Origin of the sequence: Stenotrophomonas sp. SI-NJAU-1, from assembly GCF_020883215.1 — a bacterium.
Lineage (GTDB): Bacteria > Pseudomonadota > Gammaproteobacteria > Xanthomonadales > Xanthomonadaceae > Stenotrophomonas > Stenotrophomonas indicatrix.
The window spans coordinates 2376169-2401219 of record NZ_CP086598.1 but is presented as its reverse complement, the minus strand read 5'-3'; the positions used below and the strand labels follow the sequence as shown (position 1 = coordinate 2401219).

Annotated in this window: 12 protein-coding genes; all 12 read left to right on the top strand. The window is 68.8% G+C overall.

Annotated features, from left to right (window positions below; all coding sequences use genetic code 11):
- Positions 1–53: 53 nt before the first annotated feature.
- The 12 genes from LMF57_RS11010 (at position 54) to LMF57_RS10955 (ending at position 24478) form a co-directional block, all read left to right on the top strand.
- Positions 54–1034 carry a DUF4880 domain-containing protein gene (locus LMF57_RS11010; protein ID WP_229289847.1) on the top strand — a complete coding sequence of 327 codons (981 nt, stop codon included), beginning with the start codon at positions 54–56 and terminating at the stop codon, positions 1032–1034.
- 53 nt (positions 1035–1087) lie between these two features.
- Positions 1088–1639: a hypothetical protein gene (locus LMF57_RS11005; RefSeq protein WP_229289846.1), complete on the top strand. Its 552-nt coding sequence runs from the start codon at positions 1088–1090 to the stop codon at positions 1637–1639.
- 119 nt (positions 1640–1758) lie between these two features.
- Positions 1759–2343, top strand: coding sequence for a hypothetical protein (locus LMF57_RS11000; protein ID WP_127563311.1), 585 nt, complete (start codon positions 1759–1761; stop codon positions 2341–2343).
- A 57-nt stretch (positions 2344–2400) separates the two neighbouring features.
- A complete protein-coding gene (gene gspG / locus LMF57_RS10995) occupies positions 2401–2838 on the top strand; it encodes a type II secretion system major pseudopilin GspG (RefSeq protein WP_033831258.1) in 438 nt (145 codons plus the stop codon).
- A 54-nt stretch (positions 2839–2892) separates the two neighbouring features.
- Positions 2893–3753: a type II secretion system minor pseudopilin GspK gene (gene gspK / locus LMF57_RS10990; protein WP_117311918.1), complete on the top strand. Its 861-nt coding sequence runs from the start codon at positions 2893–2895 to the stop codon at positions 3751–3753.
- A complete protein-coding gene (gspL, locus tag LMF57_RS10985; protein WP_229289845.1) occupies positions 3750–4916 on the top strand; it encodes a type II secretion system protein GspL in 1167 nt (388 codons plus the stop codon). The genes gspK and gspL overlap by 4 nt, the downstream gene beginning before the upstream one ends.
- Positions 4913–5440, top strand: a complete 528-nt coding sequence (gspM, locus tag LMF57_RS10980) for a type II secretion system protein GspM (protein WP_229289844.1) — start codon at positions 4913–4915, stop codon at positions 5438–5440. The genes gspL and gspM overlap by 4 nt, the downstream gene beginning before the upstream one ends.
- Positions 5437–7812: a type II secretion system secretin GspD gene (gspD, locus tag LMF57_RS10975; protein ID WP_229289843.1), complete on the top strand. Its 2376-nt coding sequence runs from the start codon at positions 5437–5439 to the stop codon at positions 7810–7812. Before gspM ends, gspD begins: the two co-directional genes overlap by 4 nt.
- Positions 7809–9251, top strand: a complete 1443-nt coding sequence (gspE, locus tag LMF57_RS10970; protein ID WP_229289842.1) for a type II secretion system ATPase GspE — start codon at positions 7809–7811, stop codon at positions 9249–9251. The genes gspD and gspE overlap by 4 nt, the downstream gene beginning before the upstream one ends.
- Positions 9252–9258: 7 nt before the next feature.
- Positions 9259–10458 (top strand): type II secretion system inner membrane protein GspF, encoded by a 1200-nt coding sequence (gene gspF / locus LMF57_RS10965; protein WP_208083332.1) that lies wholly within the window; start codon positions 9259–9261, stop codon positions 10456–10458.
- Positions 10459–10713: 255 nt separating this feature from the next.
- On the top strand, positions 10714–11889 hold the full coding sequence (locus LMF57_RS10960; RefSeq protein ID WP_208083331.1) for a substrate-binding domain-containing protein: 1176 nt from the start codon (positions 10714–10716) through the stop codon (positions 11887–11889).
- 199 nt (positions 11890–12088) lie between these two features.
- Positions 12089–24478, top strand: a complete 12390-nt coding sequence (locus LMF57_RS10955) for a filamentous haemagglutinin family protein (RefSeq protein ID WP_229289841.1) — start codon at positions 12089–12091, stop codon at positions 24476–24478.
- Positions 24479–25051: the final 573 nt, after the last annotated feature.

Sequence of the window (25051 nt, the reverse complement as noted above, 5' to 3'; positions counted from 1 at the left end):
ACACTTTGACGCCGAGCAGAACCCCGCAACGTGCGAGGACGGCAAGAGCCCTCATGGACGCTGACGACCAACCGCACCGCCCGCTCGACGCCGTGGAGCGCCAGGCCCACGCGTGGGTGGTACGGTTGACCTCGGGCGAAGCCACTGCGGCCGATGCCAGGAAATTCCGCCAATGGTGCGAGGCCGATCCCGGCCATCGGCACGCCTTTGCGCGCGCGAAGCGGCAATGGGAACAGGTACGCCTGGCCGGTGAGCAGCTGCCTGCCGCTGCGCGCCAGCCGCAGCCTGCAACCCCGGCACAACGCTGGAGCCGGCGTGCATTCCTGGGTGCGGCCGTGGCAGCGCCGGCGGGCCTGGCCGTGGTGGCTGCGCTGCACCCGCCACTGGGCCTGTGGCCTTCGGTGACGGCGATGACCGCCGATTTCCATACCGGTACCGGCGAGCGGCTGCAGATTGCGCCGACGCCGCACCTGAAGATCGAGCTGGATACGCAGAGCAGCCTGCGCCGGCGCAGTGATGCCCAGGGTGAAGGCTTCGAGCTGGTGCAGGGACAGGCGGCGATCGAGGCCGCTGCGGGAGCGCGCCTGGCGCTGTTCGCCGGGCCGGGTTGCCTGGTGGCCGACGAGGGCGCAGCACGCCTGGATGTGCGCAACACCGATGGCCAGGTGCGCGTGACCTGCCTGCACGGCAGCGTGCGCATCGAGCATCCGCAAGGTCGCCTGCAGCTGCAGGCCGGCCAGCAGACGGTGTATGACGAGCGCCTCAGTGGCGTGGTGGCCGAAGCCGTGGCGGCCGAAGTCAGCGCGTGGACCGAAGGCATGCTGGTGTTCCGCCGCGCGCCGCTGCGTGAGGTGGTGGCCGAGATCAACCGCTACCGGCGCGGCAAGGTGCTGCTGGGCGAATCCGCATTGGCGCGGGCGCCGGTCAGTGGTCGCTTCCGCATTGATGATCCGGATGCCGCACTGGAGCAGCTCGGGCAGACGCTGTCACTCGGCCTGCGTCGCTTTCCCGGTGGAATTGCCGTCTTGGGGTAAGACCCTGGCTGCGCGCGACGCGCACGCCCGCTGCATGCATGGAGAGGCCAAGGATGCGCAACGAGACCATCGGTGTGTTGGATCTGCGCCGCAATCTGTCGGCGCTGCTGGAAACCACCCAGCGGCGGCCGCTGATGGTGCACCGCTATGGCGCGCCGTGGGTATGCGTGGTGTCCGACCCGCAGTGGCGGCAGCAGGCGGTGCTGCTGGAGTTCGAGCCACAGGACCATCCGTTGGCGATGCTGCTGCGGTTGCAGCGGCAGGCGCTGCCACTTTCGGAATCGGGAATGCTGCCTGCCGCTGCACTGGCACGTGCCTTGTTGCTGATGGCCATGCACGGCATCGAGGGTCTGGCGGCACTTCACGATCACGTGCGCTACCACCGGTTGTGGCACTGGTTCGTGGCCGCCAGCGATGCACAGATGGAGGGATGGCAGCTGCCACTGCTGCAGGCGGCGACGGCGGCGCTGCTGGATGACGCGGACGCGATGCACGCGCTGGCGGCATTCGCGCAGCGCAGCGACGTTGTCGTGCTGGCCCGGCGGTGTGGCGGAGAGGCGCCGCGCCTGGACCTGCAAGCCTGCAGGAGGATGACGTTGCGGTGACATTCCCGCGATGCTGCCACGCACTGCTCAACATCGCATTCGTGCTGTCGCTTCGGCTGCCTTGCTGACGTCTTCTGCAGAGTACGACGCTCCCGCGTCGCGGAGCGCAGGCGACGCCGATGAACGACAGTCGCAGGATCAGCATGCTGGAGCTGGACCGCCACCTGAGCCAGTCGCTGGAGCAGGCGCGGCACGCCCCAGTGAATGTGCAGCGCTATGGGCAGCCGTGGGTGTGGATGCTGTCCAGCGATGCCTGGGCCGATGCGGCAAGGTGGTCAGCGCTGGATGTCAGCGGCCATCCGTTGATGCTGCTGCGGCAGGCGCTGGACGCATGCCTGCAGCCGTGGCCTGAAGCGGCCTTGGCCACGCTTGCGCAGGAGAGCGCGGAGGTGCGCATGGTGCAGCGTGCGGTGCTGCTGATCGCGCTGTGCGCCCCTGGCAGCGTGCAGCGCCTGCACGACGATCTTCGCTATCACCAGGTGTACCGGCAATTCATCGGCTTCGATCATGGCATGGCCTGGTCTCCCCTGCAGTGCATGCGCCTGCTGCAGGCGTGTGCCGCGCCACTGCTGCAGCACTGCGTGGAGGAAACGCTTGCGCGCGTTCCGTCGTCACTGCTGGACGCTGCCTGCGTGGGGAATGCGCGCCGTGTGGGTGATCGGCTGCAGGAACGGCCGATTTCCGCAGGATGTTTATCGTACTGACACATGCGCCGCTGACCATGGGGCGGCGGTCTCTTCCAGGATGATGAGGGCGGAACAATGGCAATGCAGATGGGTGGTCGCAGGGCTCGGCAGCAGGGCTTCAGCCTGATCGAGATCATGGTGGTGGTGGTCATCATCGGCATTCTGGCTGCACTGATCGTGCCCCGGTTGATGGATCGCCCCGACCAGGCCCGCGTGGTGGCGGCACGCCAGGACATCGCCGCACTGATGCAGGCCATGAAGCTGTACCGGCTGGACAATGGGCGTTACCCCAGTGCCGGGCAGGGGCTGCAGGCGCTGCTGAAACCGCCGCAGGGCAGCGGCGCGATGCCGGTCACGCCGTACCTCGACCGCCTGCCGGATGATCCGTGGGGGCACCCCTACCAGTACCAGAACCCCGGAACCCACGGCGATATCGACGTGTTCTCGCTGGGTGCAGACAGCAAGCCCGGCGGTGAGGCCGGCAACGCGGACATCGGCTCCTGGCAGTTGTGAGGCCGGACAATGGCACGCCGGAACATTCCAGGTGCGTTTGCCCGCCAGCAGGGCATGGCGGTGATCGTGGCGATGCTGGTGGTGGCACTGGTGGCGGTGATCGCCACTGCGCTGCTGTCCCGCCAGTCGGCACAGCTGCGTGCGGTACGCAGCGACCAGCTGCGCATGCAGGTACGCATGGCGGTGGACGCCACGCTGGAACGCGCGGCGCAGCAGTTGCGTGACGACGCGCGCGAGCAGTTGACTACCGTTGGCAACGGGCGCTGGGCGCGGCCGGTGCAGCTGCAGGCGCCACTGCCGGTGCACCTGCAGTTGGTGGACGCGCAGTCGAGGTTCAACCTGCGCACGCTGCTGGCTGACGGCCAGCCTGCCGCAGAGGCACTGCGTGCGTTCACTTCGCTGTGTGTGGGGCAGGGGCTGCCCCGCGCGGCCTGTGCCAGCGCCGCAACGCAGGTCCAGTCGCGCCTGCGCGATGGCGATCGGCAGGCGCGTGCACCGTTGCCGCGTGAGTCGCTGATCGAGCAGGTGCTGGCAGGCGCCGATCCGGTGGCGATACAGGCACTGGCGCGGCGTACGGTGGTGCTGCCAGCGCAGACCCTGGTCAACGTCAATACAGGTGACATCGCCGTACTGCAGGCGGTTGCACCGGGGGTGGATGCCGGGCGCCTGCAGGCGCTGCTGGGCGAGCGCGATCGTGGCCACTGGCTGCTCAACCGCGGTGACATCGCCAACCGGCTGCAGCTGAGCAACGAACAGATGGCGCTGATGCCGCTGGGTATCCACAGCGAGTGGTTCCTGGCGGTAGGCCAGGTACAGGCAGACGGTGCATCGGTGGATTTCCGCGCATTGATCTGGCGCGAATACCGCGACGACAGCGTGCGTGTGCAACGGGTATGGACAAGGATCGGTGCATGAGCCTGCAGCTGAGAGTGCGCCTGCCGGCGTTGGAACGATTGGATGGTGACAGCGCGGTTGAGTGGGCGCAGCTGCACAAGGACCGCGTGCTGGCCACGGGCAGCGACCCTCTGTCGACGCTGGGCCAGCGCTTTGCGCAGGCGAGGGTGCATGCGGGCCTTGACCCGCAGGACCTGATCCTGCTTGAGCTGCAGCTGCCGCCGCTGCCCGGGCGACGCCTGCAGGCGGCCCTGCAGGGTGAAGTGGAAGCGATGCTGCTGGATGATCTGCAGGAGGTGGCGCTGGGCCATGGCACCCAGGCGGCCGATGGCACGGTGGCGGTGGCGTGGCTTGGCCTGCAGGCGATTGCGCGCGTACAGCAGCAGTTGCACGAGTGCGGGCTGCAGTTGCAGGCGCTGCACCCAACGCCGCTGCTGCTGCCGTGGGCGGTGGGCCAGGCCACCCTGCAGCTGTGTGGTGAGCAGGTGCTGGTCCGCTGTGGCCGCGATCGTGGCTTCGTGCAGTGGTGCGGTGGGCGTGACCTGGCCTCGGTGATGCAGATGCTGGCCGTGCGATTGCAGCAGGCCGGGGTGCAGGCAGTGCAGTGGATCGATGCCGTGCCGCCCGCGTGGGCCGAGCATCTGCCGGCGAGCGTGATGACGCAGGCGGTGCAGTGCAGCGGTCCGCTGCCTGGCTGGTCACTGCCGTTGCCGGCTACCGGTGCAGGTGCGCCACGCCTGGCCATCGGTCTTGCGCTGGCGGCCGCGGTGCTGGCTGCGCTGGGCCTGCAACTGCAGGTGTCGCGCTGGCACAGCGAGGGTGAAGCCCTGCAGCATGACATGGCGCGGCAGTTCAGCACGCACTTCCCCGAGATCGACGATGTGGTCGATCCGGTGGTGCAGGCGCGGCGGGCACTGGCGGTGCCGGCAGCGCCGCGGGCACTTCCTGCCGTGCAGCAGCAGGTAGCCGGCGTGCTGCAGGCCATACCTGAGTTGGCTGGTCAGGTTCGCAGCCTGCGCTATCAACCGGGCCAGCTGGAGATGGAGCTGGATGCCGACGCGCAGGCCTTGGCCGAGGACGCGCAACGGCTGGAGCGCTGGCAGCAGGCGATGCAGGCACAGGGGTTGCAGCTTGCGCACGAAGCCGGTGGCCGCTTGCGGATCAGCCGCGGGACTGCGCCGTGACCGCATCGGAACTACGGCCGGCGGGCTTCGTGCGCGGACTGTCGCAGCGTTGGCAGCGGCTGGCGGCGCGCGAGCGCGCGATGCTGCTGTTGATGGCTGTGGCGATAGCGGCGGCCGCACTGTGGCTGGGCTGGCTGCAGCCGCTGCTCAAGCAGCGCAGCCATTGGCAGGCTGAGCTTCCACGGCTGCAGGCGCAGGCGGCAGCACTTGCACCGCTGCTGCGCGCCCGTGAACAACAGCAGCAGGCGCAAGGCCGGCGGCCGACACTTGCAGGCCTGCGCCAACAGATCACCGCTGCCGGCCTGGCCGGCAGCCTGCATATCGAAACGCGCGACGGGCGCTGGCACCTGCAGGTAAGCAGTGTGCCCGCCGATGCGCTCTGGAACTGGCTGCTGCCGCTGCTGGCCGATCCGGCCATCGAACTGCAGCAACTGCAACTGCAACGCACAGGGGACGCGAACATGCCGGCGGCACGGATTTCCGGAAACATCGTGATGGCCGCCCAGGGCGGTGGCCATCCATGAAGGCGATGCGCAGCCTGGGCTGCAGCGCGGCATTGGCACTGGTGGTGGGCCTGGCCCATCTTCCGGCGCCGGTGCAGGCGCAGGACGCCAATGGCGAACCGGTGCAGCTGAACCTGGTGGACACCGACATCGGTGGGGTGCTGCGCATGGCGGCACGCTTCACCGGCCGCCAGTTCCTGGTCGACCCCCGGGTGAGCGGCAAGATGACCGTGGTCTCCGATGGGCCGGTCAGCCGCGTGCAGGCTTACCAGCTGCTGCTGGGTGCATTGCGCATGCGCGGTTTTGCCGTGGTCGAAAGCGGGGGCGTCAGCCGGGTGGTGCCGCAGGCCGATGCCAAGCTGCTGGGCGGCCGCGTTGGTGCCGGTGGCGCGGGCGGCGAAATAGCCACGCGCACGTTTGCCCTGCGCTACGAGAGTGCCGCGGCGCTGGTGGCGGTGCTGCGGCCGATGATCACCGCGGACAATCCGATCACCGCCAACCCCGGCAACAACACGCTGGTCATCACCGACTACGCCGACAACCTGGAGCGCATCGCGCGGGTCATCGCCAGCGTGGATACGCCGGCCGGCATGGACACCGACGTGGTGAAGCTGCAGCAGGGCATTGCCGTGGACGTGGCGGCGATGGTCGCACCGCTGCTGGATGCGCAGGGCGCGGAGCCGGCGCAGAAGGTGGTGGTGATGGCCGACCCGCGCAGCAACAGCGTGCTGCTGCGTTCCAGCAGCCCGGGCCGCACGCGCCTGGCGCGGCAGCTGGTGGAGAAGCTGGACAAGGCCCAGGACGAGTCCGGCAACCTGCATGTGGTGTACCTGCGCAACGCCCAGGCCACCCAGCTGGCCGGGGTGCTGCGGGGCGTGGTGGCAGGGCAGAGCGATGCGCCGGCAATGGGCAGCAGCGACGGCATCACTGCATTGCCGGGCGAGACCAGCCGCAATGCCAGCCCGCCGGCGCAGCCTGCACAGGGCAAGAACAAAGGCAATGCGCTGGAATCGCCGCGGCTTGATCCCGGCCGTCGCGAACCGATCGATGCCGGCAGCACCGGCTTCAGCCAGAACGGCATTTCGGTGCAGGCCGACATCGCCACCAACACCTTGCTGATCTCTGCCCCGGAGCCGGTGTACCGCAACCTGCGGCGGGTGATCGACCAGCTGGACCAGCGTCGGGCGCAGGTGCTGGTGGAGAGCCTGATCGTGGAGGTCAACCAGACCGACGCCGCCGAGCTGGGCGTGCAATGGATGCTGGGCAACGGTCGCACCTTCGGTGGCACCCACTTCGGCGGCACCACCGGCGGCAGTGGGCTGAACACCACCGCGCGCACCACGCTCGACGTGCTGCCGAAAGACGGACTGAACATCGGCGTGATCGACGGCACGATCAACCTGCCGGGCGTGGGCCAGATCCTAAACATGAAGGCGCTGGCCAATGCCCTGCAGAGCAAAGGCGGCGCGAACATCCTCTCCACGCCGAACCTGATGACGCTGGACAACGAGGCGGCCAGCATCATGGTCGGGCAGACCGTGCCCTTCGTCAGTGGCCGCTATGTCACCGATGGTGGTGGTGGCAGCAACAACCCGTTCCAGACCATCGAACGCGAGGACGTGGGCCTGAAGCTGCGGGTGCGCCCGCAGATTTCCGAGGGCGGCACGGTGAAGCTGGACATCTACCAGGAAGTCAGCAGCATCGATGCGCAGAGCTCGGGCAGCGCCGGCATCATCACCAACAAGCGCGCGCTGGACACCAGCGTGCTGCTCGATGACGGCCAGATCATGGTGCTGGGCGGCCTGCTGGAAGACAGCGTCAGCCATGGCCGCGATGCCGTGCCGGGGCTGGGGAAGATCCCGGTGCTGGGCGCGCTGTTCCGCAGCGATACGCGCAAGCGGGCCAAGACCAACCTGATGGTGTTCCTGCGCCCGCACGTGGTGCGCGACCCGGCCGCCGGACAGCGCCTGACCCGCGACCGCTACGACTACATGCGCAACGCCCAGGCCGCTGCACAGCCGGTACAGAGCTGGGCGTTGCCGGCACTGTCGGCACCGCAGCTGCCGCCGCAGGATCTGTCGGTGCTGGGCCAGGGCAATGCACGTGATGGCCAGGGCCAGCCGCTGCAGAACGGCAGCCTTGCGGCGTTGTATCCGGCCAGCGAGGGCACTGTGCAGGTGGTGCAGTTCGCGCAGGGGCTGGATGCAGCGCGTGCCACGCAGGCCGTGGCACAGGTGCGCGCGCTTGGCCTGCAGGCCTATGCCGAAACCACGCCGGGCGAAACCGGACAGCGACTGCGGGTGCGGGTGGCACGCGACCCGGCCACGCTCGACCCGGCGCTGCAGCAGCTGCGCGGGCTGGGCTACACCCCGGAACTGGTCATCGACCCATGAGCGTGGCCACGCCACCGCCAGCGCTGCCGTATGCCTGGGTGCGCAGCCACGGCGTGATGCTGGCCGAAGCAGGCGGCGCGCCGGTCCTGCTGGGAACTGCCGAGACCGCCGCCTGGGCGGTGGCCGAACTGCGCCGCCGGCACGGGCCGCTGCCGTTCCAGGTGCTGGATGCGGCGGCCTGGCAGCAGCGGTTGGGCGAGCAGTATCGTGACGGTGGCGATGCCGCTGCACTGGTCGGCGCGGCCGAAAGTGAAGTCGATCTCGACCGGCTGATGCAGGACATGCCCGAGGTGACCGATCTGCTGGATGCACAGGACGACGCGCCGGTGATCCGCATGATCAACGCCCTGCTGGCACAGGCCGCGCGTGACGGTGCAAGCGATCTGCACATCGAACCTTTCGAAACCCATTCGGTGGTGCGCTACCGCGTCGATGGCACCCTGCGCGACATGGTGCAGCCACGGCGTGCGTTGCACGCGGCGCTGGTCTCGCGCATCAAGATCATGGCCCACCTGGATATCGCCGAGAAACGCCTGCCGCAGGATGGGCGCATCGCGATCCGCGTGGGTGGCCGGCCGCTGGACATCCGCGTCTCCACCGTGCCCACCGGGCACGGCGAACGGGCGGTTTTGCGCCTGTTGGAAAAGGATACCGGGCGGTTGCAGCTGCAACGCCTCGGCATGGCCGAAGATACGCTGGCCACCTTTACCGGGTTGATCCGCCAGCCGCATGGCATCGTGCTGGTGACCGGGCCGACCGGCAGCGGCAAGACCACATCGCTGTATGCGGCACTGGGGCAGCTCGACAGCAGCACCAGCAACATCCTCACCGTGGAGGACCCGGTGGAGTACGACTTCGCCGGCATCGGCCAGATCCAGGTCAACGCGCGCATCGGCATGAGCTTCGGCACGGCATTGCGCGCGATCCTGCGTCAGGATCCGGACACCATCATGATCGGCGAGATCCGTGACCTGGAAACGGCGCAGATCGCGGTGCAGTCGTCGCTGACCGGTCACGGCGTGCTGGCATCGCTGCATACCAATGATGCGATCTCGGCTGTGACCCGCTTGGCCGACATGGGCGTGGAACCGTTTCTGATGGCCTCATCGTTGCGTGGCGTGCTGGCGCAGCGGCTGGTGCGCAGGCTGTGCCTGCAGTGCCGGCGCGCGGAGGTGGATGCCGAGGGCCGCACCGTGTGGCGGGCCGTAGGCTGCCCCGCCTGCGCGAACAGCGGCTACCGCGGGCGCACCGGTATCCACGAACTGTTCGTGGTGGATGAGCGCGTGCGGGCCTTGATCCATGAAGGGCAGGGCGAGCCCGCGCTGCGTGAGGCAGCGCGACGTGCCGGCATGCGCACCCTGCGCCAGGACGGGCAGCGCTGGGTCGACAGCGGGGTGACCACGCTGGAGGAGATCCTGCGCGTGACCGGCGACGACTGAGGCGGGCATGGCACTGTTCGACTACCAGGCCGCCAACGCACAGGGGCGCATGGAGAAGGGGCAGCTGGACGCGGACAGCGCACGCGGCGTGCGCCAGCAACTGCGTGGGCGTGGGCTGACACCGGTACAGGTGTCGGCCGCACGCAGTGCCGGCGGTGGCTGGGGCGCGCGCAGGCTGTCGGCCAGCGAACTGGCCTGGGCCACCCGACAACTTGCCAGCCTGCTGGCCGCCAGCCTGCCGCTGGAAAGCGCATTGAGCGCGGTGATCGAACAGGCCGAACGGCCCCATGTAGCGCAGGCACTCACTGCGGTGCGCGCCGATGTGCGCGCCGGCCAACGTTTGACCGTGGCGCTGGCGGCGCGGCCGCGCGACTTTCCCGCGATCTACCGCGCCCTGGTGGGGGCCGGCGAGGACTCCGGTGATCTGGCGCGGGTGATGGAGCGCCTGGCCGACTACATCGAAGAGCGCAACGCGCTGCAGGCGAAGGTGCTGACGGCTTTCATCTATCCGGCAGCGATCAGCCTGGTGTCGGTGGCGATCGTGATCTTCCTGCTCAGCTACGTGGTACCCCAGGTGGTGACAGCGTTCGTGCAGGCGCGGCAGACGTTGCCGGTGCTGACCCAGGTGATGCTGGCGGCCAGTGCTTTCGTGCGCGCGTGGGGGGTATGGACGGGGATCGGCATCGGCGCGCTGGTGGTGTGCTGGCGGCTGGCCCTGCGGCGGCCGGAGCTGCGCCTGCGTTGGGACAGCCTGCTGCTGCGCGTACCGATGGTGGGTCGCTTCGTGCTGGGCGTGAACAGCGCACGCTTCGCATCGACACTGGCGATCCTGCTTGATGCCGGCGTGCCCTTGCTGCGTGCACTGGACGCTGCACGACAGACACTGGGCAACGCGCTGCTGGCGCACTGTGCCGATGACGTGGCCGCGCGTGTGCGCGAAGGCACGGCGCTGGGTGCGGCGCTGAAGGTGCAGAAAGTCTATCCGCCGATCCTGGTGCACCTGGTTGCCAGTGGCGAGAAGACCGGATCATTGGCACCGTTGCTCGACCGCGCTGCACAGACCATCTCGCGCGAGATTGAACGCCGTGCAATGGCACTCACCGCATTGCTGGAGCCAACGATGATCCTGGTGATGGGCGGCGTGGTGCTGACCATCGTGCTGGCCGTGCTGATGCCGATCATGGAAATGAATCAATTGGTGCAGTGATGCGCGAAGCGCATCACGGGTAGCGACGGGCCATGCCCGGCGAGCGCGCAGCGCGGCAGGCCTTCGATTCTCCACACAATCCTCCACACCTTTTCTCGATCTTCCACAGGTTTCTTAAGCGGCCTGTCATCGGCACGGACCAGCATAGCCACGTCGTCGCAGAGCGGGCTGGGAGGCCCCTGGCGACAGCAGGCGTGCAATGACCGTTCCTCCCTTGGTGTTTCACCTTCGCAGTAAACCCTTCAGGAGAAGATCATGACCAAGTACAAGACCCTGGCCGCGCTGGTTGCCACCGCGCTGCTCGCTACCGTGGGCGCCGCCTCGGCGCAGACCGTTACCGGCGGCGGTGCCTCGCTGCCGGCCGACCTCTACAAGGGTTCGGCCGACAGCATCCTGCCGACAAACTTCAGCTACGCCGTGACCGGTTCGGGCACCGGCAAGAAGGCGTTCCTGGAGAACAACTCGGCGCTGTTCTCGACCACCGGCACCGTGCATTTCGCCGGCAGCGATTCGGTGCTGAGCAGCACCGAACTGAACACCTACACCACCAATTTCAACCAGCCGACCAATGCCAACCGCTACGGCGCGCTGATCCAGGTGCCGTCGGTGGCCACCTCGGTCACCATCCCGTTCAACAAGGCCGGTTCGGCGGTGGACCTGAGCGTGGCGCAGATCTGCGGCGTGTTCTCGGGTGCGATCAGCGACTGGTCGGCCATCGATGCCAACCGCAGCGGCCCGATCCAGGTGGTCTACCGCCCGGAAAGCAGCGGCACCAGCGAAATGTTCAGCCGCTTCCTGACTGCGGCCTGTGCGGCTGAGAACGCTGCCACCTCGAACCTGGTGGGCGGCAAGTTCGCCATCAAGTCGACCTTCGCCGACCTGTACAAGCGCGATGCCAACGGCAACCTGCCGGCATTCCTGGTGGCCGCCCCGGCCACCGGTGGCACCTCGCTGTACAACGCCGTGTACGCGCAGGCCGGCCGCATCGGCTATGTGGGTCCGGACGTGATCCCGAGCCTGACCGATGCCACCAAGGTTGCAAAGGTCAAGGGCTTCTCGCCGGACCAGGTGAGCGTGCAGGCCACCCTGGACACCGTCGCTCCGCCGACCGGCGCCGATGCCGAGAACCCCGCCAACTGGGTGCCGGTGTTCGGCAACCCGTCGGCCGGCTATCCGATCGCCGGCTACACCAACCTGGTGATCGGCCAGTGCTACAAGGATTCGAGCGTCGCCACCAGCCTGCGCGGCTTCCTGGCCCGCCACTATCCGGCGACCTACACCGTCGCGTATGAGAAGTCGATCACCGACCACGGCTTCATCCCGCTGACCAAGGCCTGGCGCGATGCGATCCGCAACCGTTTCGTGCTGGCCAGCAGCACTGCCGGCCTGAACAACCCCAGCACCTGCGCTGGCATCGGCCGTCCGCTGTAATCCGCGGCACCGGTTGAATCCTGTTTGACCCGACGCCGGCCGCTGGGCCGGCGTCGCCATTTCCGCGACGGTGCTGCCGCCGCAGTGTCTCGCTGTCGGCTTCGTGTCACGTGAACCGTCTATCAGGGGCAGGGCATGCGTTGCGCGTGCCTCCCCGATCGTCGCCGCAGCCGCGGCCCACCAGGTTGATGAGGTTCCGATGTCGCACCCGCTCCCGTCCGCTGTTCATCCGGCCGCGCCGATGCGCCGCAATCATCCGATGGCGTGGGCCATCGCGGTCGCCCTGGGCAGCATGGTGGCCCCGGCCAGCCAGGCGCAGCAGGCCTTCAGCCCGGGCTGGTTCGCCGACCGCGGCGCGGCCCAGGGCAGCGCGGCACAGAGTGGCCGCATGCCCAACGGCGTGCCGATCCAGTTCCAGTTGCCGGCCCAGCAGCAGGACGCAGCACGGCAGAAGCTGCAGCAGTCGATCGACAATCTCGGCACCGCGGCGCAGGCGATCACGCTGCAGCAGCGCCTGCAGGAGCAGGCGAGGCAGGCGCGCCGCGAGGCTGGCTTCATCGTTGCCGATGGCCTCGGCAAGGATGGCCTGAGCGTCGACCAGAATCCGCTGACCCGTGGCTGGCTCAATGCGCGCGAGGCGATCCAGTCGCAGGGCAGCGACGGGCGGGTGCAGGTCACGGTCGAGCAGACTGCGGACAAGGCGATCCTGAACTGGGAGACCTTCAACATCGGCGGCAACACCACGCTGAACTTCCTGCAGAACCCGGACTGGGCCGTGTTGAACCGGGTCAATGACCCGGCTGCGCGGCCCAGCCAGATCCAGGGGCAGCTCAACGCCAACGGCACGGTGTTCGTGGCCAACCGCAACGGGGTGGTGTTCGGTAACAACAGCCAGGTCAATGTACGCAACCTGCTGGCGGCCGCAACACGGATCAGCGATGCGCAGTTCCGCGACAACGGCCTGTACAGCCCCGACGCCAGCAGCAGCGCGCTCAGCGATGCGTTCGGCAAGGTGATGGTGGAGCAGGGCGCCCGCATCGCGACCCATGAGCCGACCAGTGCGACGCGCGGCGGTGGCTACGTGCTGCTGGCCGGGCACAGCGTGGAGAACGCCGGCCAGATCGAGGCGCGCCAAGGGCAGGTGCAGCTCGCTGCCGGCGACAGTTTCGTGATCCGGCGCGGCGTGGGTACGGCGACCAATACCAGCTCCACCACCCGCGGCAATGAAACCGCGCCGCGCTTCATCGCTGGCAGCACGGCTGGCAGCGTGCGCAACACCGGCCTGCTGCGCGCCCGCGAGGGTGACGTGACCCTGGCCGGGCGCAGCGTCGAGCAGGCCGGCGTGGCCGTGGCCAGCACCACGCTTGCACAGCGCGGCACCGTGCATCTTCTGGCTTCGGCCAGTGATGCCGGCAGCAGCGTCACGCTTGCCGATGGAGCCACTACGGCGGTGCTGGTCGAGGACGACGGCAAGGCCAAGGTGCTTGATACGCAGCGCGACAGCCTCATCAAGGAATCGGCGGAGCAGGACGCGATCCGCGCCGGTGCGCGCTCGGCAACCTTCGACAATCTGTCCCAGCACAATGATCGCCGGGACCAGTCGCGGGTGGAGATCGTCTCCGGTGGCAACATCCATTTCAGTGCGGATTCGCTGACGGTTGCCACGGGCGGCCAGATCATCGCCGATGCGGCAGCCCGCAGCTACGTAGACGACGCGGCACGCGTGGACGTGTCCGGCGCAGTGGGCGTACAGGTGTCGATGGAGAGCAACAATGTCCAGGTCAAGGTGCAGGGCAACGAACTGCGCGATGCCCTGGACAACCGCGATAGCGGCAAGCTGACCAGCAGCGAGGTCTGGATCGACCGCCGCAGGCTGGTCCACGTTCCGGCCGGTACCGGGGGCTACGAGGGGGAGCGCTGGTACGCGGCGGGTGGACTGCTGGAAGTGGGCGGATACCTCGACAACCAGGGGCACTCGATCGGCGAATGGGCCGCGCAGGGAGGCACTGTCCTGCTGGGCGGCAGGGAAGTGGTCACGCATGGCGGCTCACGCATCAACCTTGCCGGTGGCAGTCTGGATGTGCAGAGCGGCGTGATCCGGCAGAGCTGGGTGCGCGGCGTCGATGGCCAGGTCTACCGCCTTGATGATGCGCCGGCGGAGATGCTGTTCGATGGGCTGTACAGCGGCCATGAAGTGAAGCAGGAGCGCTGGGGCGTCACCGAGACCTTCCGTGATCCGATCGTATTCGCGGCGCAGCGTGTCGATAACGGGTATACGGTCGGCCGCGACGCAGGCCGCCTGATCGTCTCCGCACCGACCGCGGTGCTGGATGGGCAGGTTGAGACTGCCACCTTCCAGGGCGCGCAGCAGAACCGCAGGCCGGATTCCGCGCTGGAGGGTTATGCGCAGGCGCAGACGGCGGCCGCGCGTAATGCGCAGCTGTACCTGGGGCGCTACGACGGCCAGGGCCGCAGCGGTGTGTTCGGCTCGGAGGTGCGGCTGGATGACAAGGCTCCGACGAAGGCGGCGTGGTCGCTGCTGGCGCCGGTCGACGAGGAGCGGCGTGACACGGTGTGGCTGGATATCGCAGCGCTGAGTGCCCAGCAGTGGGGACGGATCGACCTGGCGACCGCCGATGGCATCCGCGTCGACGGCAGCCTTCGGCTGCAGGCAGGCGGACAGCTCAACCTGACCGGCAGCGAGGTGGAATTGGCAGGCGACATCGGCATTGCCGGCGGCCAGCTGTCGGCGGGCAACCTGCTGGATGTCCAGGGCCGGCCGACGGCGCTGCTGCACGATGGCCGCGCCCGCACCGCCATTGCCGACGGCACGCGGATCGATCTCTCCGGTGAATGGAGCAATGCGTCACTGGAGATGCCGCTCGACGCCAGCGGTGCCTGGACGGATGGCGGCCGCCTGAGCCTGAGCAACAGTCATGACGTGGTCGTGGGCGCCGAGGCAACGGTTGACGTCGAGGCCGGCGCCGCGTTGGACCTGCGCGGCAAGGGCCGCATCGGCAAAGGGGGTGGCGTCAGCCTGCAGGCGAACAGCAGCACGGTTGCGACCGACGGCAGTGGCCGGGTGCAGCTGGGCGAGGGGAGCCGGTTCAGTGGCCGAGGACAGGGCAGTGGTTCCTTCTCGCTGGGAACCGGTGGCCACGTTCGGGTGGGCGATCCGGACCCGGCGGGCACGTCGCTGCGACTGGACCCCGGCCTGTTCGGCAGTGGCTTTGCGCAGTACGACATCAATGGCCACCAGGGCGTGGAGGTGGCCGATGGCGCCCGGCTGGTCGCGGTCCTGCCGGGCCTGCGCTTGACCCAGGGCGCGCGGATGGCAACCGATCGGGCGTCCGCACTGGCGGCGTGGGATGCGCCGCTGTACAGCGCCGATCCGTCGAGTGGGCGCGTCAGCCAGCGCGCGGGCGCGAGCATCAGCCTGCGTTCGGACCGCAACAGCGTGGGCGGTGACCTGCGGGTCGGCACGGATGCGCTGGTGGCGGTCGATCCAGGGCAGACGATCTCGCTGCTTGGGGCAGGCAACATCGATGTTGAAGGCACGCTGCGCGCCAAGGGCGGCCGCATCCTGATCGACGATGTGCGACCGGAAAACGCTCTGTACGCCGGGCAGCGCACCGAACGCACCTGGCGTTTCGCCGAAGGCGCGCTGCTGGATGCCGATGCAGACGTGATTTCGCTGCCCGATGCCGGCGGCCACCTGCGCGGGCAGGTGCGCGCGGGTGGACGCATCGAGATTGGCGGGGCGCTGGACTGGGAGACCACAGCATTCGTCGACAATCGACCACCGGAAGCCTTCGTGGTGGTCGAACGCGGTGCGCGCCTGCAGGCGCGGGGCGCGTCGGCCGAACTGGACATCGACGGTCAGGGCCGTGTGCGCGTGGACAGCGACGGCGGGCAGATCGTGCTGCGCTCGGCCAATGCGCTGTACCTGGACGGCGGGATGGACGCGGCCGCCGGTGGTGCCGGCGCACGCGGTGGCACGCTTGGCCTGGCCTTTGGCGGCAGCATTCACGCACGTGGCGCCAGCGAGGAGGTACTGCGGGCGCGTGCGATCAGCCTCAGCCAGCACAACGCACCGGCGCAGCCACTGCCGGCCGCATTGGAGTATGGCCACGCGGCGTTGTCGGTCGAGCAGCTGCAGGCCGGCGGCTTCGACAACCTGTCGGTGTTCGGTGACATCCGCGCGGTCGGCGATGTCGACCTGCGCCTGGCCCAGAGCCTGCGCATCCACGGCCAGGGTACTTCGAGCCTGGGCATGGCCGTGGATGCCGGGCCGTCCTCGGGGCTGCGACTGAGTGCGCCCTACGTCCGCCTGGCGCAGGCACGCTGGCGCCAGATACCGGGCGAGAACCTGCTGGTCACGGCCGAAGGTGCCTCGGCAGCGCCGGACCAGCGTGCGCTGGCGGTGCAGGCCGAGCTGATCGACATCCGCGACGTCACCTGGCTGCCCGGGTTCGAACACGTGGCGCTGGAAAGCCGCAGTGATGTGCGCCTGACCAACGGCATTGCCAGCAGTGGCAACACCAGCGCGTTGATCACGGCCGGTTCGATGGACGTGACCGCTGCCCGCCTGTACCCCACCACGGGGGCGGTCGGCACGCTGGTGGCCGGCGCTTCGGCGCAGACCGTGGATAGCGCTGATAACTGGGCCGATCCGGGCGCCGTGCTGCGCATCCACGGCATCGGTGGAGGCACGCAGCCGGTGCCGGAATCGGCGCTGGGCAGGCTTCGCCTGGTGGCCGCCACAGTGCAGCAGGGCGGTAATGTGCAGGCGCCGATGGGCTCGCTGCAGCTGGGCGGCCTGATCCAGAACGGAACCGTCGGCAGCCGGGTGGAACTGCTGCCGGGGAGCGTTACCTCCACCAGCGGTGCCGGCCTGTCGCTGCCCTACGGTGGCACCGTCGATGGTGTTGACTGGCGGGTCGGCACGCGCAGCGTGAGTTCGCTGACGCCGGCCGGCATCTCCTCGATGGGGGTGACCCTGAAGGCGAACGAGATCGAGGTGGCGCCGGGGGCACTGCTGGACATGTCCGGCGGTGGTGAGTTGACTGGTGCGGCCTTCGTGTCGGGGCGCAGTGGCTCTGTAGACGTGCTGCGCGCGGCGTTGGCCGACGCCAATCCGCGCTATGAATTCAGTGCGTCGGGCAACCCGGTGTACGCGATCGTGCCGGGACGCGCCGGGACGTTCGCCCCCAGCGGCGAGGAAGGATTCGCCACACCGGCGGTGGGCCAGCAGATCACCGTGCCGGCGGGCGTGCCTGGCCTGGCGGCAGGCACCTACACGCTGATGCCGGCCAGCTATGCGCTGCAGCCCGGTGCATTCCGGGTGGAGCTGGGCGCCACCGGCACCTCGGGCATCGTGCAACCCATCGCGACCGGCACCGGCACCTGGCGTGTGTCCGGGCAGCAGCGAACGGCGCTCGGCGCGGCAATCTCGCCGTTGCTCACCGACATCCTGCTGACCCCCGCCGCAGTGGTACGCCGGCACTCGGGCTACAACGAAACTTCCTACAACAGCTTCGCGCAATCGGTGGCCGACCGACGGGGCGAGTCGCGTGGCTGGCAGACCATCGATGCGCTCGGGTTGACCCTTGCGCTGGGTGAAGGCGCAGGTCGTGCAGCAACGCCTGCCATCCGCTTCGCCGGCACCGCGCGGTTCGGCGCCGCCGCCGACAAGGGGCGCGGCGGCACGTTGTCAGCCACGTTGGCCAGCCCGGCGGTCGGTTCGCTGGAGATCGTTGATGGCGGCGCGCAATCGCAGGCGCATGATCGCGGTGCCACCTTCAGCGACGACGCGCTCAATGCCTTCCTGCCGGCGCGGATGATGATCGGCGGGCAGTTCAACCAGGAGGCCTCGCAGGTGGCGGTGACCGGCCAGGCGCGCAGCGTGGCGATCCGTTCCGGCGTCACCTTGAACGCACCGGAAGTGCTGGTGGCAGCGGCCTCCGGTGGCAGCGGCGTCCTGGTCGAGGCCGGTGCGACCCTCGATACACTGCCCTTCGCATCCGCCAACGCGAATGCCAGCGCGACCCTGCCTTACCAGGTCTCCGGCGGCCTGCTGGCGGTGTCCAACCAGCGTCTGAACCTGATCACCGGTACCACCGGCGTGGAAGCCGGCCCGGTAGCGATCGACATCGGGGGGTGCCAGACGGCGTGCGATGGCCAGACGCTGCTGGTTTCCGATGGCAGCATCGCGGTAGCGACCGATGGCACGCTGCAGATGCGCGACTCGGCCAGCTATGGCACCCGCCAGCTCGGCCTGAGCATGGCGGCGCTGAACCTCGGCAGTGCCGAAGCGATCGCCCAGGCCGCTGCGGCAGGGGCGCTGCCCAGTGGCATGACCATGAACCAGTCCGTGCTGCAGCAACTTCTGCGCGGCAATGATGCCTCCGGCGCGCCGGCGCTGGACACGCTGAGCCTGGTCGCGCGGGATTCTGTCAACGTGTTCGGCAACGTCGAGCTGGACGCGCGCGACAGTGCCACCGGCCGCAGTGGCCTGCAGACGCTTGTCCTCGGTGCGCAGGCCATCCGCGGCTACGGTGCGGCGACCGACCGTGCGCGCATCCTGGTGGACACGCTGGTCTGGGACGGCTCATTGGCGGCGAGCCAGGCGCCGGGCAGCGACGCGTCGGTGCCGCCGGCCGATCCGATGGTGGACCGGCTCGGCGCCGGGCAGCTGGACATCTTCACCCGTCAGCTGCAGCTGGGGCGGGCGCCATTCAGCCGTCCCAGCTCTGAAGTACCTGCGAACCGGCAGGTACTCGGATTCAGTGCGCTGAACCTGAGTGCTTCCGAGCAGCTGTCGTTCTCCGCGCAGGGCACGCTGGACGTGTTCCAGCAGCGCGGCCACTATCTGGCCGACAAGGGCTGGCAGTACAGCGGAGGCAGCCTGGGTATCGATACACCGCTGTTGACCGCCGATCCCTCCGCGCAGCTGCGCGTGCACACCGGCGGCGACTTCCGCCTGCAGGGGGGCGTCGGCAAGGCGGGTGGCGATGCACTGGGCAGTGAGCTGAGCATCGACGCCAACCGGATCACGCTGGACAGCACGATCGCGCTGGCGTCCGGACGGCTGTCGGCGAACGCACGCGAGGGCATCACGCTTGGCAGCCGGGCCGCGCTGGATCTGGCCGGGCGCAAGGTCTCGCTGTACGACGTGGACAAGTTCAGCTGGGGCGGCGATGTCCTGCTGTCCACCTACACGGGTGACATCCGCGCCGATGCTGCCTCACGCATCGATGTTTCCGCCCGCAACAACCGCGGCGGGCGCCTGACAGTCACCGCAATGGCCGGTCAAGCCGATCTGGCCGGTGTTCTGCAGGGTGCCGCCAGTGGTCGCTACGATGCCGGTGGCACGCTGGTGCCCTACGACGGTGGCGAACTGGTGGTGCGGGCACGCCAGCTGCAGGACTTCACCGGCCTCAACCAGCGATTGACCGCCGGCGGCGTCGTCGGCGGTCGCAGCTTCCGGATCGGTGAAGGCGATCTGCGGATCGGCGACGAAGTGAAGGCGCGCCGGGTCGACATCAGTGTCGATGCGGGCAGCCTGACCGTGGCTGGCCGCATCGATGCCAGCGGCGAGCAGGTCGGCAGCATCCGCCTGTATGCCCGCGATCAGCTGCAGGTGGACGGCACGCTGGACGCGCACGGCACCGGCCTGCGCGTGGACAGCCATGGCAAGATCATCGACAGTCCCAACCGGGCTACGATCACGCTGGGCAGCGCCGAAGGTGCCGTCGGCCTGGGCAGCGCGGCGCAGCTGGACCTGCGTGCCGGCAGCGACGTTGCCGTCGGTGAAGGTCCAGGCCAGAACGATGGCACGCCGCGCGGCACGCTGAAGATCGATGTGCCGCGGCTGGGCAGCAACGACGCGGCGATTGCCGCAGCCAACGGCCTGCGCATCGACGGCGCGGCCGACATCCAGCTCAATGGTGTCCGCCGCTACGACGATGCGCCCCTGGCCACCACTGCTGATGTGCGCGGCAACCGCGCGCAGCTGGTCACCCAGCAGTGGCTGGGCCAGGTGGTCGATCCGCACAGCGTGGCCTGGATCGATGGCGCGCTGGCCAATCCGGACCTGCAGCAGCGCACGGCCGCGCTGGGCGATGTCCGCCTTCGTCCCGGCGTACAGGTGGTGGCGCGTCGCAGCGACGCCAACCCGGAGGGCGACCTGACCATTGCCGGCGACATCGATCTGTCCGGCTACCGTTACGGGCCCGATGCCAACCGCGCCGATCCATCGCGGCGTGGCTTCGGCGAGTCGGCCTCGCTGGTGCTGCGCGCCGAAGGCAACATCAACGTCTATGGCAGCATCAACGATGGTTTCGCACCGCCGCCGTCCACGCCGGACGAGGGCGGTTGGCAGCTGTATGAGGGTCGCAATGGCAGCGCGGGGCACACCCCCTTCGGTGGCGGCCTGGTGGTGCCGGTGGACGGGGTGAAGCTGCAGCCGGGCACCGAGTTCCAGGCCGGCACCCGCCTGAACTATGACGTGCCGGTCGAATCGGCAACGCTTCCGGTCGGCACCGTGCTGCCCGCGCCGATGGTGATCTCGCAGACCCTGAGCCTGCCCGCGGGCACGGTGCTGGGTGCGGCGGTGACCACCGACGCCGGGCAGACGCTGGCGGCGGGCACCGTGCTGCAGGAGCCGCTGGTGCTGGCGGCCGGTGCGCGGCTGGGCGCCGGCTTCCGCCTGCGCAGCGCGGTCCAGATGGCGGCACAGGAGTGGCCCGCCGGCGCGGTGCTGCCGGTTGCGCTGCGGCTGGCGCGGGAAGTCGAGCTCAAGGTGGGCGCGTACATCCCATCGTTGACCAAGGTGGAGCTGGCCGGCGACGCGCCGGTGAATCTGCGGCCGGCCGACGCCAACGGCAACCAGGGACGCAACTGGGCGCTGGCGCCGATGCTGGCCGAGGGCACCACCTCCTGGGACCTGACCGTTGTTGCCGGTGCCGATGCCGGTGCCGCCGATCCACGCAGCCGACGCTGGGGCAGCGAAGGCAGCGTGGTGCTGGCCGATACCCACCAGGGCTCGATCGGTACGGTCAAGACCGAAATCATCTGGGTGGGCGATCGCGCGTTGACCGAGCAGGCATCGCTGGACTGGATCGGCGACACCTCCTATGCGGGCCGTCCGATCGCGGAGCTGGCCGACATGTTCGGCTTCACCGAAGACGAGTTCTGCGCGATGTCGGCCGACTACTGCGGCCCGGCACCCCGCCAGGTGGCCGCACAGGGCTCGCTGGACTACTGGGGCGACGAGTCCTACGTGGGCACCCCTGCGAAGGACTTCGCGGCGATGTTCGGCATGACCGAAGACGAGTTCTGCAGCACCGCACCCACCTACTGCGCCGGCGGTGGCACGCAGACCGAAGTGACCACCTACGGCAAGCGCGCGGGCACGCCGGCCTGGAGCGTGCTGCGCACCGGCAAGGGTGACCTGGAACTGCTCGCTGCCGGTGATGTCGTGATGAAGTCCGGCTTCGGTGTATACACGGCGGGCACTCCCACCACGCTGGGCGAGGGCCGCGACGCTGCCTTCAATTCGCCCCGCGCAGCAGCCCCCAGGAACACGGCACTGCTGGGTCCGAACCTGGTGCCGGGCAGCTATGACGCCGCGTTGGCCGGCTACCAGGCCTGGTATCCCGATCATGGCGGCAACCTGCGCGTCGAAGCCGGGCGCGATATCGTCGGTGACGTCTGGACCGGGCGCGCAGAGTCGGGCACCAGCGAGCGCGACTGGGCGCTGTACTCCAGTGCCGCGGTCGGCAATTGGCTGTGGCGGCAGGGAACCGGCAGCACCACCGGCGTGGAGCCGGTGCCGACCAGCTGGTGGGTGAACTTTGGCGCCTACACCAACGTGTCCGCTGCCGCTGGCGCCTCTCCGCGGATGGTCGGCTTCACCGGCTTCGGTACATTGGGTGGCGGCAACCTGACGCTGGAGGCCGGGCGTGACGCCGGCGTGCGCGATGCGATAGGTGATGCGCTGGGCTCGATGATCGCACCGCGCTCGGGTGCGATCATCGCGGCGGTGGGATCGACCGGCCGGGTCAGCGATGGCCAGCTGCACCTGACCGGCGGCGGCGACCTGCAACTGCGTATCGGTGGCGCACTGAATCCGAATCTGCGGGCGACGTTCTCCAGCCTCAATGCCTCCAGGGCGGGACAGAATCTCGACCTCAACGGTACCTTCAGCAATCTGCGCGGCAGCCTGCAGCTCGACGCGGGGCGCATCGGTGCAATGGGCGTCACCCTGGAAAGCTACGCGACGCTGGGTCAGCAGCGCGCGGCAGACCTGTTTGCGCCCGACGCCGCCCGCGCGATGGGCGGGCCGGTGCTGGTGCTGGGCGACGCCGCCGCGCAGCTGCAGGCACGGGGCGATGTGGTGCTCGGCGGCGTCGCCGATGCTGGCCGGGTTCCGCTGGCCAACTACAGCGCGGTGTTGCAGGATGATGGCGCGCGCGCTGCAGGCAGCACGTGGTTCTCCCTGTGGACCGCCAACACGGCCGTGGATCTGTTCAGTGCCGGTGGTGACCTCGCGCCGGGCCTCGCCGGGCCGGAAAACGTGACGGGCAGCAATCTGTGGCGCGAACAGGTCCAGCTTGTTGTGCGCGGTGGCGATGATCTGCTGAATTACTGGCTCTATCCTTCGCGCTTCAGTGCCGTTGCTGCGCAGGGCGACATCAAGCTGGACCGGATCAGCGCCACGCTGGGGACGCAGGATGTGATCCTGCTGGCACCCTCGGCGACAGGACGGCTGGACGTCCTGGCCGGTGGCGGCGTCTTCGCCCAGCGTGGTGCGACCCAGATCGCGCGCTCCGCCAGCGACGCGCGCCTGCCGGGACCCTTCGATCCGGCATTCATGGCCGAGCAGCGGGATTCCAGCGGCAATGTGACCCGCTCGCGGCACAACCTGTCGGTCGACGGCAACATTGCATCGCCGGACGCGTCGCTTCCGCTGTTCGCGTTCGGTCCGAATACTCCGCTGTCCACCGTGTCTGCGGCCCTGGCGCCGAGCCGTTTCTACGCGGTGCAGGGCGACATCATCGGTCTGGCCACCGGCGCCCGGCGCACGCTGAATCCCAACGGGGGGCAGCGCACGCAGCTGAACTGGTTCGAGGCCGCCGGCGCCGTGCAACTGCGGGCAGGCCGGGATATCCTCGGGGTGTCGATGACCGCGTTGAACACCGCGCCCGCCGACATCACGGTGGCGGCGGCGGGCCGCGACATCGTGCATCTGGACGCGACCATCGCCGGCCCCGGCAACACCGAGATCAGTGCCGGCCGCCAGCTGCGCCAGGAGGATGCGGGCAGCATCGTCAGCCTCGGCGGTATCGTGCAGGGTGACACCCGGCCCGGCGCCAGCATCGCGCTGACGGCCGGCAACCAGCAGATCGATTTCGCAGCCCTGCGTGCCCGCTATCTGGACCCAGTCAACCTTGCCGATTCCGCGCAATCGCTTGCATCGCAGCCCGGCAAGGCGGTGAAGATCTATGACAAGGAACTGAAGCAGTGGCTGCAGCAGCGCTTCGCTCTGGCTGCCGATGGCGCCGAGGCGCTGGCCGTGTTCGACGCATTGCCGAAGGAGCAGCAGCGCATCTTCCTGCGCCAGATCTATTACGCCGAGCTGCGCGAAGGTGGACGTGAGTACACCGATGCGGAAGGGCCACGCTTCGGCTCCTACCTGCGCGGGCGCGAGGCGATCGCCACGCTGATGCCGGACAAGGATGGGACTGGCGCAACCATCAACCGCGCTGGCGATATCGTGATGTACGGCAGTTCCGGCGTGCGCACCGAAGCGGGTGGCAACATCGAACTGATGGCACCGGGCGGACAGATCGTGGTCGGCGTGCAGGGCGTGGTGCCTCCCGCAAGTGCGGGCCTGGTCACCCAGGGGCAGGGTGACATCCGTCTGTTCAGCCAGGACAGCGTGCTGCTGGGCCTGTCTCGGGTGATGACCACCTTTGGCGGTGACATCCTGGCGTGGTCGGAGCAGGGTGACATCAATGCCGGTCGTGGTTCGCAGACCACGCTGCTGTACACCCCGCCGCGCCGGGTCTATGACACCTGGGGTAACGTGATCCTGTCGCCGCAGGCACCGGCCAGCGGCGCCGGCATCGCAACGCTGAACCCGATCGCCGAAGTGGCGCCGGGCGATGTCGACTTGATCGCGCCGCTGGGCACCATTGATGCCGGCGAGGCGGGTATCCGCGTGTCAGGCAACATCAACCTGGCGGCATTGCAGGTGCTCAACGCCGCCAATATCCAGGTGCAGGGCGACAGCAAGGGCCTGCCGGTACTGGCATCGGTGAACGTCAACGCGCTGGCGTCGGCAAGCGCTGCGGCCAACAGCGCCAGCCAGGCCGCACAGGACGTGATGCGCAAGAGCCAGGACGATGCGCGGCGCAACCAGCCGTCGGTGATCAGCGTGCAGATCCTGGGCTTCGGCAGTGCCAGCAGCAGCATCGATCCACCAACGCGCGGAAACACGGCCGCCGCCACGGGCTACGACGTCAACAGCGCCTTCCAGTTTCCGCAGGCGCGCGCAGACGCGGGCAAGCAGCAGGTGCAGTAGATCCACGGCATGCGTGGATGCAGGAACGGTGCGGACCAAGGTCCGCACCCACGGGGCGCAGCACACAGGATCGGGCCAGCTGCCAGGGAGCGGTGGCGGCCCCAGCCAGGACGGCACCGAGGGCAGGGAGCAGCCATCAGCGGTGAGGACCACCTACACGGCGCCGCCGGGCGCGGGACAGCGCCCGGCGGCAGGCGGGCCATAGATCCACGGCATGCGTGGACGCATCTCAGTAGATCCACGCCATGCGTGGATGTCGTCCAGTAGATCCACGCCACGCGTGGATGCCTCTCAGTAGATCCACGCCATGCGTGGATGCCTCTCAGTAGATCCACGCCATGCGTGGATGGCTGGGTCAGCTTTCAGTGCCGACCAACGGTCGGCACCCACCAGAGCAGGCTTGGCAGCAAAGCAGGCCTGGCAGTAGATCCACGCCACGCGTGGATGCCTCTCAGTAGATCCACGCCATGCGTGGATGCAGTCCAGTAGATCCACGCCATGCGTGGATGGCTGGGTCAGCTTCAGTGCCGACCAACGGTCGGCACCCACCAGAGCAGGCTTGGCAGCAGAAGC

What these genes read in the sequence shown, in the direction of transcription:
- LMF57_RS11000 (WP_127563311.1), top strand. Translation starts at nt 1,759, where the DNA reads ATGAACGACAGTCGCAGGATCAGCATGCTGGAGCTGGACCGCCACCTG.
- LMF57_RS10955 (WP_229289841.1), top strand. Translation starts at nt 12,089, where the DNA reads ATGTCGCACCCGCTCCCGTCCGCTGTTCATCCGGCCGCGCCGATGCGC.
- gspE (WP_229289842.1), top strand. Translation starts at nt 7,809, where the DNA reads ATGAGCGTGGCCACGCCACCGCCAGCGCTGCCGTATGCCTGGGTGCGC.
- gspL (WP_229289845.1), top strand. Translation starts at nt 3,750, where the DNA reads ATGAGCCTGCAGCTGAGAGTGCGCCTGCCGGCGTTGGAACGATTGGAT.
- gspD (WP_229289843.1), top strand. Translation starts at nt 5,437, where the DNA reads ATGAAGGCGATGCGCAGCCTGGGCTGCAGCGCGGCATTGGCACTGGTG.
- gspF (WP_208083332.1), top strand. Translation starts at nt 9,259, where the DNA reads ATGGCACTGTTCGACTACCAGGCCGCCAACGCACAGGGGCGCATGGAG.
- gspK (WP_117311918.1), top strand. Translation starts at nt 2,893, where the DNA reads ATGGCGGTGATCGTGGCGATGCTGGTGGTGGCACTGGTGGCGGTGATC.
- LMF57_RS10960 (WP_208083331.1), top strand. Translation starts at nt 10,714, where the DNA reads ATGACCAAGTACAAGACCCTGGCCGCGCTGGTTGCCACCGCGCTGCTC.
- gspG (WP_033831258.1), top strand. Translation starts at nt 2,401, where the DNA reads ATGGCAATGCAGATGGGTGGTCGCAGGGCTCGGCAGCAGGGCTTCAGC.
- LMF57_RS11010 (WP_229289847.1), top strand. Translation starts at nt 54, where the DNA reads ATGGACGCTGACGACCAACCGCACCGCCCGCTCGACGCCGTGGAGCGC.
- LMF57_RS11005 (WP_229289846.1), top strand. Translation starts at nt 1,088, where the DNA reads ATGCGCAACGAGACCATCGGTGTGTTGGATCTGCGCCGCAATCTGTCG.